Source organism: Streptomyces sp. NPDC050211 (assembly GCF_040656035.1).
Lineage (GTDB): Bacteria > Actinomycetota > Actinomycetes > Streptomycetales > Streptomycetaceae > Streptomyces.
The window spans coordinates 99,996-113,912 of the sequence record NZ_JBFALC010000001.1; the positions used below are offsets into that span (position 1 = coordinate 99,996).

The following is a 13,917-nucleotide window of genomic DNA, read 5'->3' on the forward strand; positions in this document are numbered from 1 at the left end:
AAGTCTTGCCAGAACGCGTTCTTCCGGGGGTGCTTTCCGGGACGATGCGGCGTGGACCGTGACCCTCGCGGTCCGAAACCCCTCCGTCCTGGGAGGACTCCATGAGAAAACGCGCAGCCGTGCTGTGCGGCGCAGCCGTCGTGCTGGCCGGGACCGTCACGGCCGTCCCCGCCGACGCGAGCGCCCCGCGGACCGCGGACACCGCCGCCGCGAAACTCAGCTGGAAGAAATGCGGCACCACCGACTATCCGACGCTCCAGTGCGCGTCCCTCAAGGTGCCGCTCGACCATGCGAACCCGCACGGGCGGCAGATCACCCTCGCCCTGTCCCGCGTCCCGCACACCGCGAAGAAGTACCAGGGCCCGCTGCTGGTGAACCCCGGCGGCCCCGGCGGCAGCGGCCTGACGCTCGCCGGATTCGTCGCCTCCGCACTGCCCAAGGCGGTCGCGGCCCAGTACGACGTCATAGGCTTCGACCCGCGCGGGGTGGGCGCGAGCAAGCCCGCTCTCGACTGCTCGCCCGGCTACTTCAACCCGGTGCGACCGGACTCCGTGCCCAGCACACCGGCGATCGAGAAGGCCAACCTCGTCCGCGCCAAGTCCTTCGCGAAGGCCTGCGGCCAGAAGTACGCGGATGTGCTGCCTTACATCAACACGGTCAGCGCCGTGCAGGACATGGACGCGATCCGACGGGCCTTGGGCGCCAAGCAGATCAACTACTTCGGCTACTCGTACGGCACCTATCTCGGCGCGGTCTACGGCAAGCTCTACCCGGAGCGCGTACGGCGTCTGGTCCTGGACTCGGTCGTCGACCCCACGGGCGTCTGGTACGAGAACAACCTCGACCAGGACTACGCCTTCAACGACCGGCACCGCGCCTTCATGGCGTGGGTCGCCAAGTACGACTCGACGTACAAGCTCGGCACCGACCCGGCCAGGATCGAGGCCAAGTGGTACGCGATGCGGGCGGCGCTGGCCAAGAAGCCGGCCGGCGGGAAGGTGGGCGCCTCCGAGTTGGAGGACACCTTCCTTCCGGGCGGCTACTTCAACGGCTACTGGCCTTATCTGGCAGAGGCGTTCGCGGCCTATGTGAACGACAAGAACGCCGATCCGCTGGTCGAGTCGTACGAGAACTTCGCGGCCATCGACCCCGCGGGGGACAACGGCTACAGCATCTACGCGTCGGTGGAGTGCCGTGACGCGGACTGGCCGCGCGACTGGAGCCAGTGGCGCAAGGACAACTGGGCGGTGTACGCGAAGGCGCCGTTCATGACCTGGAACAACGCCTGGTACAACGCGCCGTGCGCGTTCTGGCCGACGGACTCGCTGGACCCCGTGGACGTCAGCAACGGCAAGCTGCCGCCGGCGCTGCTGTTCCAGGCGACCGACGACGCGGCCACTCCGTACGAAGGCGGCGTGACGGTCCACCGGTTGCTGCGCGGCTCCAGCCTGGTGGTCGAGCAGGGCGGCGGGAACCACGGCATCTCGCTGAGCGGCAACGCCTGTCTGGACAAGCACCTGGCGGCGTATCTGACCGACGGCACGGTGCCGCGCAGCGGCGGTGAGGCCGACGCGGTGTGCGCCGCGCTGCCCGATCCGGAGCCGCTGAGCTCGGAGTCGACCGCGTCACGCGGCGCGACACTGCATGGCATGCTCGGCTTCCGCGGCTGAGCGGACCGTCGGGGGCGGGCGTTGTCAGACCCATGGTCCACCATGGACCCATGACCGAACTGACCAGGATCCCCGCCCCCGACGGAGTCGCCCCCGCCGCCCAGTGACGAAAACGGCAAGCTCGTCGGCGACGGGGACCCGGCCGCCCAGGCCCACCAGGTCTTCAAGAACCTCCACCACTGCCTGACCTCCGCCGTGCAGGTCGCCTCGCTGGTCCGACCCGAATTCCTGCTGGAGATAGAGGCGTTCGCGGTGGTGGCCACATAAAGGAGCTTGCGGGCCGCAGCTCATCCCTCCTCGGGAATCCTCGCCAGCGCCCGTACCGCCGCCTCCGCGAGGGCGGGATGGGCCAGGGCTTCTTTGAGGACGGGTCTCGCGCGGGGGTCGCCGAGGGCGCCTAGGCCCTCCACGCAGGCGAGGGCGACTTTGCGGTAGGGGTCGTGGGGGCGCAGGCGGCGTTCCAGGGTGGTGATGAGGGCGGGTACGGATTCGGGGGCGGCGAGGTCGGTGAGGAGGCGTACCGGGTGGAGGGCGTAGGCGACGCGGAGTTCGTTGGTGGCGAGGGCGGCTGCCGCCCGGGCGGTGCGGGGGTCGCCGAGGCGGGCCAGGGCGCGGGCGGCGGAGGCGCAGCGCTGCGGATCGCGGTGGTTGAGGAAGAGGACGAGGGCCTCGAAGGCACGGCGGTCACCGGCCAGCCCCAGCCGGAAGGCCGCCAACTCCCTGGCCCACAGCGGCTGTCCGGGCGCGGTGAGCACACCGGCCAGTTCGTCGTGATCGCCGGTCGCCACGAGGTGCTCGTACGCCGCCGACGCCGCCGACTCCTGCCGTAAGCGCTCCGTGACTGATCGCAACTCTTCGTCCATGAGGCCGAGCGTAGACGCGCCGCCGTCGCGTCGGGACCTACATCACAAACTCGGGGGCTGGCGCGCTCGTTACCCGCGGGTTAAGCTCAGACGAGCGAGTTACCCACTCGCGGATTTGCTTATGACGGCCTGGTGACGCAGCCGTCGTGAGTGCTGGTCGGTTCGGTACATCGCGTACCTCAGCAGGACCCGGCTCCGGGACAGGGCCGGTCGATCCGCCGCTCCCCGGGCGTGTGCACGCCCGCGGTGACGGCACCGGGCGTGTGCGCTCGCAGCCCGGCAACACCCGCACTCCTCAACCGGCAACCGGCGTGCGCCTCTTGGCGCACCCGGTCGCGCTCCCAGTCGTCACCCTCACCTGGAGTCCCGCGATGGCCACTCCCCTGTCCGACACCCCTCTGTCCCCGCTCAAGACCATTGCCGTCGTCGGCCTCGGCACGATGGGCACCGGCATCGCCGAGGTCCTCGCCAAGGCCGGCCGCGAGGTCGTCGGCATCGACATCAGCGAGGCCGCGGCCGCACGGTCCGTCGCCGCCCTGGAGTCCTCGACCGCCCGCGCGGTGGAGCGTGGCCGGCTGACCGAGCAGGACCGCGCCGATGTCCTGGCCCGCGTCCGCACCTCCACCGACCTGCGGTCCGCGGCCGACGCGGAGCTGGTCATCGAGGTGGTTCCGGAGTCGTACGAGATCAAGCAGCAGATCTTCCGTGAGCTCGACGGGATCGTCCGGCCCGAGACGATCCTGGCGACCGGCACCAACGCCCTCTCCGTCACCCGGCTGGCCGCCGACTCGGCCCACCCGGAGCGTGTGCTGGGCCTGCACTTCTTCAACCCGGCCCCGGCGATGCGCCTGGTCGAGGTCGTCTCGTCCGTACTGACCGCGCCCACCGCCGTCGACGCGGTCACCAACCTCGCCCTGGACCTCGGCAAGGAGCCCGTCGCGGTCGGCGACCGTCCCGGATTCGTCGCGGACGGGCTGCTGTTCGGCTACCTCAACCAGGCCGCCGCGATGTACGAGGCCAAGTACGCCTCCCGCGAGGACATCGACGCCGCGATGAAGCTCGGCTGCGGACTGCCGATGGGCCCGCTCGCGCTGCTGGACCTGATCGGCGTCGACACGGCCCGTACGGTCCTGGAGGCGATGTACGCCGCCTCCCACGACCGCCTGCACGCCCCCGCCCCGATCCTCAAGCAGCTCAGCGAGGCGGGCCTGACCGGCCGCAAGTCGGGCCGCGGCTTCTACACCTACGAGGCCCCGGGCAGCGCGACCGTCGTGCGCGACGCGCTCACCCCGCTGGCCGGCGGCCTGGACACCCCCGGCCGCCCGGTCCGATCCGTCGGTGTCGCGGGCTCCGGCACCATGGCGTCCGGTATCGCCGAGGTCTTCGCCAAGGCCGGGTACGAGGTCGTCCTCGCCGCCCGCAGCGAGGAGAAGGCGCAGGCCGCCAAGGCCCGTATCGGCAAGTCGCTTTCGCGCTCTGTCGACAAGGGCCGGATGACCGCGGAGGCCGCCGCGCAGACCCTGGACCGCATCACCCCGGCCGGCTCGTACGACTCCTTCGCCGATGTCGACCTGGCCGTGGAGGCGGTCGCCGAGGACCTGGAGATCAAGCAGCAGTTGTTCGCGACGCTGGACAAGGTCTGCAAGCCGGGCGCGGTCCTCGCGACGACGACCTCCTCGCTGCCGGTCGTGGCCTGCGCCCGCGCGACCTCGCGCCCGCAGGACGTGATCGGCATGCACTTCTTCAACCCGGCACCGGCGATGAAGCTGGTCGAGGTGGTCCGTACGGTGCTCACGGCCGAGGACGTCCACTCGACGGTTCACGAGGTCTGCGTCAAGATCAAGAAGCATGCGGTGGACTGCGGCGACCGGGCCGGCTTCATCGTCAACGCCTTGCTTTTCCCGTACCTCAACAACGCGATCAAGATGGTGCAGGAACACTATGCGTCGCTCGACGACATCGACGCGGCGATGAAGCTGGGCGGCGGCTACCCGATGGGCCCCTTCGAGCTGCTGGACGTCGTCGGCCTCGATGTCTCGCTAGCCATCGAGAAGGTCCTGCACCGCGAGTTCCGCGACCCGGGCCTCGCTCCGGCGCCGCTCCTGGAGCACCTGGTGGCCGCGGGCTGCCTCGGCCGCAAGACGGGCCGCGGCTTCCGCGAATATGCCCGGCGTTGATCGTCCCGGCGACTGGTTCAGGGACGCCGAGGACTGGGGCGGCCTGCTCGATCCGACCGCGGTTCCCCCGCTCGCCCCGGGCGGGGGAACCCAGGGCGGGGCGGGCGGGAGCAACCGGGACAGGGCGGGCGGGAGAAGCCGGGGACATGCGCATCAAGCTGCGCACATGCAGTACGTTCGGGTCATGCCCCAGCCCGCCAAGTCCTCACGTACACCAGCCACGCCGCCCGACGCGCCGGAGAGTGCCGCGGGCAGCCGTGCCGCGGCCCAGCGGCTCAAGATGCGCCGGGAACTGGCGGCCGCGGCGATGGAACTGTTCGCGACCAAGGGGTACGAGGCGACCACCGTCGACGAGATCGCGGCCCGGGCCGGGGTCGCCCGCCGTACGTTCTTCCGGCACTTCCGCTCCAAGGAAGAGGCGATCTTCCCGGACCACGACGACACGCTGATCCGCGCCGAGGCGGTCCTCAACGCCGCGCCGGCACACGAGCACCCGCTCGACACGGTGTGCCGCGGCATCAAGGAAGTCATGCGGATGTACGCGGCCCGGCCGGAGATCTCGGTCGCCCGCTACAAGCTCACGCGCGAGGTGCCCACCCTGCGTGAGGCGGAGATCGCCTCGGTGGCCCGCTACGAGCGCCTGTTCACCCGCTATCTCCTGGGCCACTTCGACGAGCACGCGCATGACGACGACGCCAACGACGATCCCCTGCTGGCGGAGGTCGCCGCGTCCGCCGTCGTCACCGCCCACAACCATGTGCTGCGGCGCTGGCTGCGGGCCGGGGGCCAGGGCGACGTCGAGGCACAGCTGGACCACGCCTTCGCGATCGTACGGAGGACGTTCGGCACGGGCATCGGGGTCGGGCGCACCACGACCCCGAAGCCTGCCGCCGCGACGGTGTCCACGCAGGGCGAGGTGCTGGTGACGGTCGCCCGCACGGACGCGCCGCTGGACGAGGTCATGCGCACCATCGAGCAGGCCCTCAAGGAGCGCTGAGCCCCTTCGCGACCGTGACGACGGCCACCCCACGAGGTGGCCGTTTTGGCATGTCAGGGCCCCTTTTCGAGCAGATTTCACAAGGCATTCGATCGATCATCGCTCATTTGTTACGTAAAGATTTCACCTGAGAGCAACTTCTGGCACTCAGTGCCTTGCGAGGTGACACGCGGTGTCATACGTTGAAGTTGTCCGGGCGGCCGGCGTGCAGAGACCATTCGTACGTCGGCTGTTCCCGCAAGCCCCTCCGGCCTGCGCGCCCGGACGCCTGCGTCACAGGCAACCTCCCGCGCCACAAAGCGCTGCCGAAGCACCACCGCCGAACCGACGGCAACCCACAAAACCCTCAGCAGCACCGACGTAACCCTCAGCGTCCCTCCCTCAGGACGCGTATCGCCGGAGGCAAACCGTGACCGTGAAGGACATCCTGGAAGCGATCCAGTCGCCGGACTCGACTCCGGCCGACTTCGCCGCTCTGCCGCTCCCCGAGTCGTACCGCGCGATCACCGTGCACAAGGACGAGACGGAGATGTTCGCCGGGCTCACCACCCGCGACAAGGACCCCCGCAAGTCGATCCACCTGGACGACGTCCCGGTGCCGGAACTCGGCCCGGGCGAGGCCCTGGTGGCCGTGATGGCCTCCTCGGTCAACTACAACTCGGTGTGGACCTCGATCTTCGAGCCCCTGTCGACCTTCGGGTTCCTGGAGCGCTACGGCAGGCTCAGCGAGCTCACCAAGCGCCACGACCTGCCGTACCACATCATCGGCTCCGACCTCGCGGGCGTCGTCCTGCGCACCGGCCCGGGCGTCAACGCCTGGCAGCCCGGTGACGAGGTCGTCGCGCACTGCCTGTCCGTCGAGCTGGAGTCCTCCGACGGGCACAACGACACGATGCTCGACCCCGAGCAGCGCATCTGGGGCTTCGAGACCAACTTCGGCGGGCTGGCAGAGATCGCGCTGGTGAAGTCCAACCAGCTGATGCCGAAGCCGGATCACCTCAGCTGGGAGGAGGCCGCCGCTCCGGGTCTGGTGAATTCGACCGCCTACCGGCAGCTCGTCTCCCGCAACGGCGCCGGGATGAAGCAGGGCGACAACGTCCTGATCTGGGGCGCGAGCGGCGGACTCGGCTCGTACGCTACGCAGTTCGCGCTCGCGGGCGGTGCCAACCCGATCTGTGTCGTCTCCAGCGAGCAGAAGGCCGACATCTGCCGGGCCATGGGCGCCGAGGCGATCATCGACCGCACCGCCGAGGACTACAAGTTCTGGAAGGACGAGCACAACCAGGACCCGAAGGAATGGAAGCGCTTCGGCAAGCGCATCCGTGAACTCACCGGCGGCGAGGACGTCGACATCGTCTTCGAGCACCCGGGCCGGGAGACCTTCGGCGCCTCCGTGTACGTCACGCGCAAGGGCGGCACCATCGTCACCTGTGCCTCGACCTCGGGCTACAACCACGAGTACGACAACCGCTACCTGTGGATGTCGCTGAAGCGGATCATCGGCTCGCACTTCGCCAACTACCGGGAGGCCTGGGAGGCCAACCGGCTGATAGCGAAGGGCAAGATCCACCCGACGCTGTCGAAGGTCTACTCCCTGGAGGACACCGGGCAGGCCGCCTACGACGTGCACCGCAACCTCCACCAGGGCAAGGTCGGCGTGCTGTGCATGGCACCCGAGGAGGGTCTCGGCGTGCGCGACGCGGAGAAGCGCGCGAAGCACGTCGACGCCATCAACCGCTTCCGGAACATCTGAGGTCACAGGATGACTGAGCGTCAGAAAGACCGGCCGTGGCTGATGCGGACCTACGCCGGTCACTCCACGGCCGAGGCGTCCAACGAGTTGTACCGGCGCAACCTCGCCAAGGGCCAGACAGGTCTGTCGGTGGCGTTCGACCTGCCGACGCAGACCGGCTACGACCCGGACCACATCCTCGCCCGCGGCGAGGTCGGCCGGGTCGGGGTCCCGGTGTCGCACGTCGGTGACATGCGCCGGCTGTTCCAGGACATCCCCCTGGAGCAGATGAACACCTCGATGACGATCAACGCCACCGCCATGTGGCTGCTGGCGCTCTATCAGGTCGTCGCGGAGGAGCATGGTGCCGACATCACCCAGCTCCAGGGGACGACCCAGAACGACATCGTCAAGGAGTATCTGTCCCGGGGGACACATGTGTTCCCGCCGGGGCCGTCGCTCCGCCTGACGACGGACATGATCGCGTACACGGTCTCCCACATGCCCAAGTGGAACCCGATCAACATCTGCAGCTACCACCTGCAGGAGGCGGGCGCCACGCCGGTGCAGGAGATCGCGTACGCGATGTCCACCGCCATCGCCGTGCTCGACGCCGTGCGCGACAGCGGCCAGGTGCCGCAGGAACGCATGGGCGATGTCGTCGCCCGTATCTCCTTCTTCGTGAACGCGGGCGTCCGCTTCATCGAGGAGATGTGCAAGATGCGGGCGTTCGGCCGGATCTGGGACGAGATCACGCGCGAGCGGTACGGCATCGAGAACCCCAAGCAGCGCCGTTTCCGGTACGGCGTCCAGGTCAACTCCCTCGGACTGACCGAGGCGCAGCCGGAGAACAACGTCCAGCGGATCGTGCTGGAGATGCTGGCCGTGACCCTCTCGAAGGACGCACGCGCGCGTGCCGTCCAACTCCCCGCCTGGAACGAGGCGTTGGGGCTCCCCCGCCCCTGGGACCAGCAGTGGTCGCTGCGCATCCAGCAGGTGCTCGCCCATGAGAGCGACCTGCTGGAGTACGAGGACATCTTCGAGGGCTCGCATGTCATCGAGGCGAAGGTCGCGCAGCTCGTCGAGGAGTCCCTCGCGGAGATCGAGCGGATCCAGGAGATGGGCGGCGCGATGGCCGCCGTCGAGTCGGGCTATCTCAAGTCGCAGCTCGTGGCGTCCCACGCCGAGCGCCGCGCGCGGATCGAGTCCGGCCACGAGAAGATCGTCGGCGTCAACATCTACGAGTCGACCGAGCCGAACCCGCTCACGGCCGACCTGGACGCCGCGATCCAGACGGTCGACCCCGCGGTCGAGGCGCGCGTCGTGAACGCCCTGGAGCGCTGGCGTGAGACCCGCTACCAGCCGCCCTTCAACCACCCGCGCCCCTGCAAGGCGCTGGAGAAGCTGAAGGAGGCCGCGAAGGGCACCGCGAACCTCATGGAGGCCACCTTGGAGTGCGCCCGCGCCGGGGTCACGACCGGCGAGTGGGCCGGGGCGCTGCGCGAGGTGTTCGGCGAGTTCCGGGCGCCGACGGGCGTGTCCTCCGCGCCGGTCGCGGTGACCGCCGAGGAGGGCACCGCGATGGCGCTCGTCCGCCGCCGGGTGGACGAGACCGCCCATGACCTCGGCGTCGGCAAGCTCCGCTTCCTGGTCGGCAAGCCGGGCCTGGACGGGCACTCCAACGGGGCCGAGCAGATCGCTGTACGCGCGCGTGACGCCGGCTTCGAGGTGGTCTACCAGGGCATCCGGCTCACGCCCGAGCAGATCGTGGACGCCGCCATCGCCGAGGACGTGCATGCGGTGGGCCTGTCGATCCTCTCCGGGTCGCACGCTCAGCTGGTGCCGGATGTGCTGGAACGCCTCCATGTGGCCGGTGCCACAGAGATACCTGTCATCGCCGGTGGGATCATCCCCAATGGCGACGCCGAGCAGCTGAGGGCCGCGGGTGTGGCCGCCGTCTTCACCCCGAAGGACTTCGACATCACCGGAATCATCGGCCGCATCGTCGACGAGATCCGGAAAGCGAACAAGCTCGACCCCCTGGAGGTCCCCGCATGACGACCGTCAACCGCCTTCGCCCGCGGCGCTCCTGCCTGGCCGTACCGGGCTCGAACCCGCGTTTCCTGGAGAAGGCGCAGGGCCTCCCCGCCGACCAGGTCTTCCTCGACCTCGAGGACGCGTGCGCGCCGCTGGCCAAGCCCGAGGCGCGGCACACCATCGTCAAGTTCCTCAACGAGGGCGACTGGACGGGCAAGACGAGGGTCGTGCGCGTCAACGACTGGACGACCGAGTGGACGTACCGCGATGTCGTGACGGTGGTCGAGGGCGCGGGCCCGAATCTGGACTGCATCATGCTGCCCAAGGTCCAGGACGCCCAGCAGATCGTCGCCCTGGACCTGCTGCTGACGCAGATCGAGAAGACGATGGGCTTCGAGGTCGGGAAGATCGGCATCGAGGCGCAGATCGAGAACGCGCAGGGTCTGAACAACGTCAACGAGATCGCGCAGGCCTCCCCGCGCGTCGAGACGATCATCTTCGGCCCGGCCGACTTCATGGCGTCGATCAACATGAAGTCGCTGGTCGTGGGCGAGCAGCCGCCCGGCTACCCGGCGGACGCCTACCACTACATCCTGATGAAGATCCTGATGGCCGCCCGCGCCAACAACCTCCAGGCGATCGACGGCCCCTACCTCCAGATCCGCAACATCGACGGCTACCGCGCGGTCGCTCAGCGCGCCGCGGCCCTCGGCTTCGACGGCAAGTGGGTGCTGCACCCGGGCCAGGTCGAGGCGTCCAACGAGATCTTCTCGCCCTCGCAGGAGGACTACGACCACGCCGAGCTGATCCTGGACGCGTACGACTACTACACGTCCGAGGCGGGCGGCAAGAAGGGCTCCGCGATGCTCGGCGACGAGATGATCGACGAGGCCAGCCGCAAGATGGCGCTGGTCATCTCCGGCAAGGGCCGCGCCGCCGGCATGCAGCGCACCAGCAAGTTCGAGATCCCGGAGGCCTGAGCCCGATGCAGTTCGGACGCACGTATGAGGAGTTCGAGGTCGGGGCGACGTACAAGCACTGGCCGGGCAAGACGGTCACGGAGTACGACGACCACCTGTTCTGTCTCCTCACCATGAACCACCACCCGCTCCACATGGACGCCAACTACGCCGAGAACACGACGGACTTCGGCAAGAACGTGGTGGTCGGGAACTACATCTACTCCCTCCTGCTCGGCATGTCCGTGCCGGACATCTCCGGCAAGGCGATCGCCAACCTGGAGATCGAGTCGCTCAAGCACGTGGCGCCGACCTTCCACGGCGACACGATCTACGGCCAGACGACCGTGCTCGACAAGTGGCCGTCCAAGTCGAAGAACGACCGCGGCATCGTCCACGTCGAGACCAAGGGCTACAAGCAGGACGGCACGCTGGTCTGCGTGTTCCGCCGCAAGGTCATGGTGCCGACCGAGACGTACATCAAGGAGCGCGGCGGCGAGCAGCCGGGCCGCCCCCAGCTCAAGGAGCAGGAGAAGTAGTCATGGCGCGACTCGCCCAGACCGCCGGTCTGACGGACATCCAGCAGGAGATCCTCTCCACCGTCCGCGACTTCGTGGACAAGGAGATCATCCCGGTCGCGACCGAGCTGGAGCACCGCGACGAGTACCCGCAGCAGATCGTCGACGGCCTCAAGGAGTTGGGCCTGTTCGGCCTGATGATCCCGGAGGAGTACGGCGGCCTGGGCGAGTCCCTTCTGACATACGCCCTGTGTGTCGAGGAGATCGCCCGCGGCTGGATGTCGGTGTCCGGCATCATCAACACGCACTTCATCGTGGCGTACATGCTCAAGCAGCACGGCACCGAGGAGCAGCGGGACTACTTCCTGCCGAAGATGGCGGCCGGTGACATCCGGGGCGCCTTCTCGATGTCGGAGCCGGCTCTGGGTTCCGATGTGTCGGCCATCACGTCGAAGGCGGTCAAGGACGGCGACGAGTACGTCCTGAACGGCCAGAAGATGTGGCTGACGAACGGCGGTACGTCGACTCTGGTCGCCGTCCTTGTGAAGAGTGACGAAGGACACCCCGAGGGCACCGCCCCCCACAAGTCGATGACGACCTTCCTCGTCGAGAAGGAGCCCGGCTTCGGAGAGGTCCGTCCGGGCCTCACCATCCCGGGGAAGATCGACAAGATGGGGTACAAGGGCGTCGACACCACCGAGCTCATCATGGATGGCCTGCGGATTCCGGCCGACCGGGTGCTCGGCGGCCAGACCGGCCGGGGTTTTTACCAGATGATGGACGGCGTGGAAGTCGGCCGTGTCAACGTGGCCGCGCGTGGCTGCGGGGTCGCTCAGCGTGCTTTCGAGCTCGGCGTCCAGTACGCCCAGCAGCGTCACACTTTCGGCAAACCGATCGCCCAGCACCAGGCGATCCAGTTCAAGCTGGCCGAGATGGCTACCAAGGTCGAAGCCGCCCATGCGATGATGGTGAACGCGGCACGCAAAAAGGACTCCGGAGAACGAAACGACCTTGAGGCTGGGATGGCGAAGTACCTCGCCTCCGAGTACTGCAAGGAGGTCGTCGAGGACTCTTTCCGGATCCACGGCGGCTACGGCTTCTCCAAGGAGTACGAGATCGAGCGCCTCTACCGAGAGGCTCCGATGCTGCTGATCGGTGAAGGTACCGCCGAGATCCAGAAAATGATCATCGGTCGCAGGCTGCTCGAAGAGTATCGACTCCAGGGCTAGATATCCGGGTTAGGGGTGTTTTCTTCGCGAAGAAGATCACACCCCGTCAACACTCTTCGGCCGCCGACTCGGCTTCCTGGCTTGCCCAGTTGTAGCCCGCGACCGGTACGATCGCGTGAAAGCCGCCGTCCCCCTCACGCAGCGCGGCATCATCCGCTACGAAGGTCATCCATGCCCCACAGCCAAACCTCTGCACCACGCGACAGCCTGGCAGGCGTACGCCTCGCGCGCGGAGCATCGCCGTGGCTTCTCCCGACCGTCGCCACCGCAGCCCTCAGCCTGGTCCGCGCGCGCCGCTCCGGCGCCGCCAGAGCCGTGGCCGTACCCGCCACCGCGCTCGCGGCGGGCATGCTGTGGTTCTTCCGCGACCCCGAGCGCGAGATCGCCCCGGGCCGGGTCATCTCGCCTGCCGACGGTGTGGTGCAGAGCATCATGCCGTGGAAGGACGGGCGCACCCGCGTCGCGATCTTCATGAGCCCGCTCAACGTCCACGTCAACCGTGCTCCGCTCGCCGGTACCGTGGCGTCGGTCGAGCACATCCCCGGCGGGTTCGTTCCGGCGTTCAACAAGGAGAGCGAGAACAACGAGCGCGTAGTCTGGCATTTCGACACCGAACTCGGCGACATCGAGATGATCCAGATCGCCGGCGCGGTCGCCCGTCGCATCGTGCCGTACGTGCCCCAGGGCACGAAGGTCGAGCAGGGTGACCGGATCGGTCTGATCCGCTTCGGCTCGCGCGTCGACATCTACCTGCCCGAGGGCGTCGAGGTCGCGGTCGAGGTCGGGCAGAAGACCGTGGCTGGGGTGACTCGCATTGACCGTGATTGATCCTGAGACACAGGCGGGCTGGGTGCCGGAGGCCGACGAGGTGGTGGACGAAGAGGAGGAGATGCCTCTTTCTCTCCGCCTCTCGATAGCGGACACCCTCACCCTCGGCAACGCCACGTGCGGCTTCATGGCGGTGTACTTCACCACCACCGGCATCCTGATCCCGCACCTCACCGACAGCCAGGAAACCGGCATGGCCCGCAACAGCGCGGCCACGGCGGTCATCCTGATGCTGTGCGCGGCGGTCTTCGACCTGTTCGACGGCCTGGTGGCGCGCAAGCTGCGCTCCTCCCCCATGGGCGCCGAGCTGGACAACCTCTCGGACCTGGTCAGCTTCGGTCTGGCCCCGGCGTACTTCGTCCTGGTCTACGGCATGGTCGCGGACGACGCGTACCAGAAGGTGGCCGCGGTCGGAGCGGTCGTGGTGCTTCTGGCGGTGGTGCTGCGGCTTGCCCGCTTCTCGTGCGTGACACCGCCGAACGGCATGTTCCAGGGCATGCCGAGTCCCTTCGGGGCGCTGACGGTGGTCTCGATCGTGCTCCTGGAGCTGCCCTTCGTGGCGACGCTCCTGGCGATCCTCGGTACGGCCTGGCTGATGGTGAGCCGAGTCGAGTACCCGAAGCCGCGGGGCCGTCTCGCGGTCGCGATGCTCACCTGGATCGTCCTGGGGATGGGCCTCCTCGCGGCCTGGGCGTTCGGCGCTCCCGGCGGACAGCTCCTCCTCCAGACGGGCTGCGCCCTGCAGCTCGTCATGGGCGCGGTGATCCCCCTGTTCGCCACGGCCCGCCGGGTGAACAACTTCCGCGACAACCGACGCGAGGCACGGGCGGCGCAGCTGCCGTAGCGGTCGTACGACACATTCGAGAGGGCCCCGAACCAGTCGGTTCGGGGCCCTCTCGTTCGTTCA

The 13,917-nt window shown here is 68.4% G+C and carries 12 protein-coding genes and 1 pseudogene; 11 read left to right on the forward strand and 2 right to left on the reverse strand.

Going from position 1 to position 13,917, the window contains the following annotated elements; all coding sequences use genetic code 11:
- Positions 1-101: 101 nt before the first annotated feature.
- Together AB0I98_RS00440 and AB0I98_RS00445 are read left to right on the forward strand one after the other, a co-directional pair.
- Positions 102-1,670: an alpha/beta hydrolase gene (locus AB0I98_RS00440; RefSeq protein ID WP_362933010.1), complete on the forward strand. Its 1,569-nt coding sequence runs from the start codon at positions 102-104 to the stop codon at positions 1,668-1,670.
- Positions 1,671-1,720: 50 nt separating this feature from the next.
- Positions 1,721-1,937 (forward strand): annotated as a pseudogene (locus tag AB0I98_RS00445) (hypothetical protein).
- A gap of 20 nt (positions 1,938-1,957) precedes the next feature.
- On the opposite strand, the gene AB0I98_RS00450 reads toward AB0I98_RS00445, so the two are convergent.
- Entirely contained in the window at positions 1,958-2,533 is a 576-nt protein-coding gene (locus AB0I98_RS00450; RefSeq protein ID WP_362933013.1) for an adenylosuccinate lyase, read from the reverse strand.
- 371 nt (positions 2,534-2,904) lie between these two features.
- Here AB0I98_RS00450 and AB0I98_RS00455 point away from each other — a divergent pair, with 371 nt between their 5' ends.
- From AB0I98_RS00455 to AB0I98_RS00485, 7 genes are all read left to right on the forward strand, one after another.
- Positions 2,905-4,710, forward strand: coding sequence for a 3-hydroxyacyl-CoA dehydrogenase family protein (locus AB0I98_RS00455; RefSeq protein WP_362933016.1), 1,806 nt, complete (start codon positions 2,905-2,907; stop codon positions 4,708-4,710).
- A 184-nt stretch (positions 4,711-4,894) separates the two neighbouring features.
- Positions 4,895-5,707 (forward strand): TetR family transcriptional regulator, encoded by an 813-nt coding sequence (locus AB0I98_RS00460; protein ID WP_362933019.1) that lies wholly within the window; start codon positions 4,895-4,897, stop codon positions 5,705-5,707.
- Positions 5,708-6,122: 415 nt separating this feature from the next.
- A complete protein-coding gene (gene ccrA / locus AB0I98_RS00465; RefSeq protein ID WP_362933744.1) occupies positions 6,123-7,460 on the forward strand; it encodes a crotonyl-CoA carboxylase/reductase in 1,338 nt (445 codons plus the stop codon).
- A gap of 9 nt (positions 7,461-7,469) precedes the next feature.
- Positions 7,470-9,497, forward strand: coding sequence for a protein meaA (locus AB0I98_RS00470; protein WP_362933022.1), 2,028 nt, complete (start codon positions 7,470-7,472; stop codon positions 9,495-9,497).
- Complete coding sequence (locus AB0I98_RS00475) at positions 9,494-10,456, forward strand: CoA ester lyase (RefSeq protein ID WP_328353069.1); 963 nt, start codon at positions 9,494-9,496, stop codon at positions 10,454-10,456. Before AB0I98_RS00470 ends, AB0I98_RS00475 begins: the two co-directional genes overlap by 4 nt.
- Positions 10,457-10,461: 5 nt before the next feature.
- Positions 10,462-10,974 carry a MaoC family dehydratase gene (locus AB0I98_RS00480; protein ID WP_210572074.1) on the forward strand — a complete coding sequence of 171 codons (513 nt, stop codon included), beginning with the start codon at positions 10,462-10,464 and terminating at the stop codon, positions 10,972-10,974.
- A 2-nt stretch (positions 10,975-10,976) separates the two neighbouring features.
- Positions 10,977-12,182 carry an acyl-CoA dehydrogenase family protein gene (locus AB0I98_RS00485; protein WP_328353075.1) on the forward strand — a complete coding sequence of 402 codons (1,206 nt, stop codon included), beginning with the start codon at positions 10,977-10,979 and terminating at the stop codon, positions 12,180-12,182.
- 46 nt (positions 12,183-12,228) lie between these two features.
- Here the strand turns inward: AB0I98_RS00485 and AB0I98_RS00490 are convergent, their stop codons facing one another.
- Positions 12,229-12,351: a hypothetical protein gene (locus AB0I98_RS00490; RefSeq protein WP_301985536.1), complete on the reverse strand. Its 123-nt coding sequence runs from the start codon at positions 12,349-12,351 to the stop codon at positions 12,229-12,231.
- Positions 12,352-12,353: 2 nt separating this feature from the next.
- Between AB0I98_RS00490 and AB0I98_RS00495 the strand changes: the two genes are divergently transcribed.
- Positions 12,354-13,010: a phosphatidylserine decarboxylase gene (locus tag AB0I98_RS00495; protein ID WP_362933025.1), complete on the forward strand. Its 657-nt coding sequence runs from the start codon at positions 12,354-12,356 to the stop codon at positions 13,008-13,010.
- A 22-nt stretch (positions 13,011-13,032) separates the two neighbouring features.
- Complete coding sequence (pssA, locus tag AB0I98_RS00500; protein ID WP_210572267.1) at positions 13,033-13,854, forward strand: CDP-diacylglycerol--serine O-phosphatidyltransferase; 822 nt, start codon at positions 13,033-13,035, stop codon at positions 13,852-13,854.
- The last annotated feature ends 63 nt before the right edge of the window (positions 13,855-13,917 follow it).

What these genes read in the sequence shown, in the direction of transcription:
- AB0I98_RS00480 (WP_210572074.1), top strand. Translation starts at nt 10,462, where the DNA reads ATGCAGTTCGGACGCACGTATGAGGAGTTCGAGGTCGGGGCGACGTAC.
- AB0I98_RS00495 (WP_362933025.1), top strand. Translation starts at nt 12,354, where the DNA reads ATGCCCCACAGCCAAACCTCTGCACCACGCGACAGCCTGGCAGGCGTA.
- AB0I98_RS00470 (WP_362933022.1), top strand. Translation starts at nt 7,470, where the DNA reads ATGACTGAGCGTCAGAAAGACCGGCCGTGGCTGATGCGGACCTACGCC.
- AB0I98_RS00440 (WP_362933010.1), top strand. Translation starts at nt 102, where the DNA reads ATGAGAAAACGCGCAGCCGTGCTGTGCGGCGCAGCCGTCGTGCTGGCC.
- AB0I98_RS00475 (WP_328353069.1), top strand. Translation starts at nt 9,494, where the DNA reads ATGACGACCGTCAACCGCCTTCGCCCGCGGCGCTCCTGCCTGGCCGTA.
- AB0I98_RS00460 (WP_362933019.1), top strand. Translation starts at nt 4,895, where the DNA reads ATGCCCCAGCCCGCCAAGTCCTCACGTACACCAGCCACGCCGCCCGAC.
- AB0I98_RS00455 (WP_362933016.1), top strand. Translation starts at nt 2,905, where the DNA reads ATGGCCACTCCCCTGTCCGACACCCCTCTGTCCCCGCTCAAGACCATT.
- AB0I98_RS00450 (WP_362933013.1), bottom strand. Translation starts at nt 2,533, where the DNA reads ATGGACGAAGAGTTGCGATCAGTCACGGAGCGCTTACGGCAGGAGTCG.
- AB0I98_RS00490 (WP_301985536.1), bottom strand. Translation starts at nt 12,351, where the DNA reads ATGACCTTCGTAGCGGATGATGCCGCGCTGCGTGAGGGGGACGGCGGC.
- AB0I98_RS00485 (WP_328353075.1), top strand. Translation starts at nt 10,977, where the DNA reads ATGGCGCGACTCGCCCAGACCGCCGGTCTGACGGACATCCAGCAGGAG.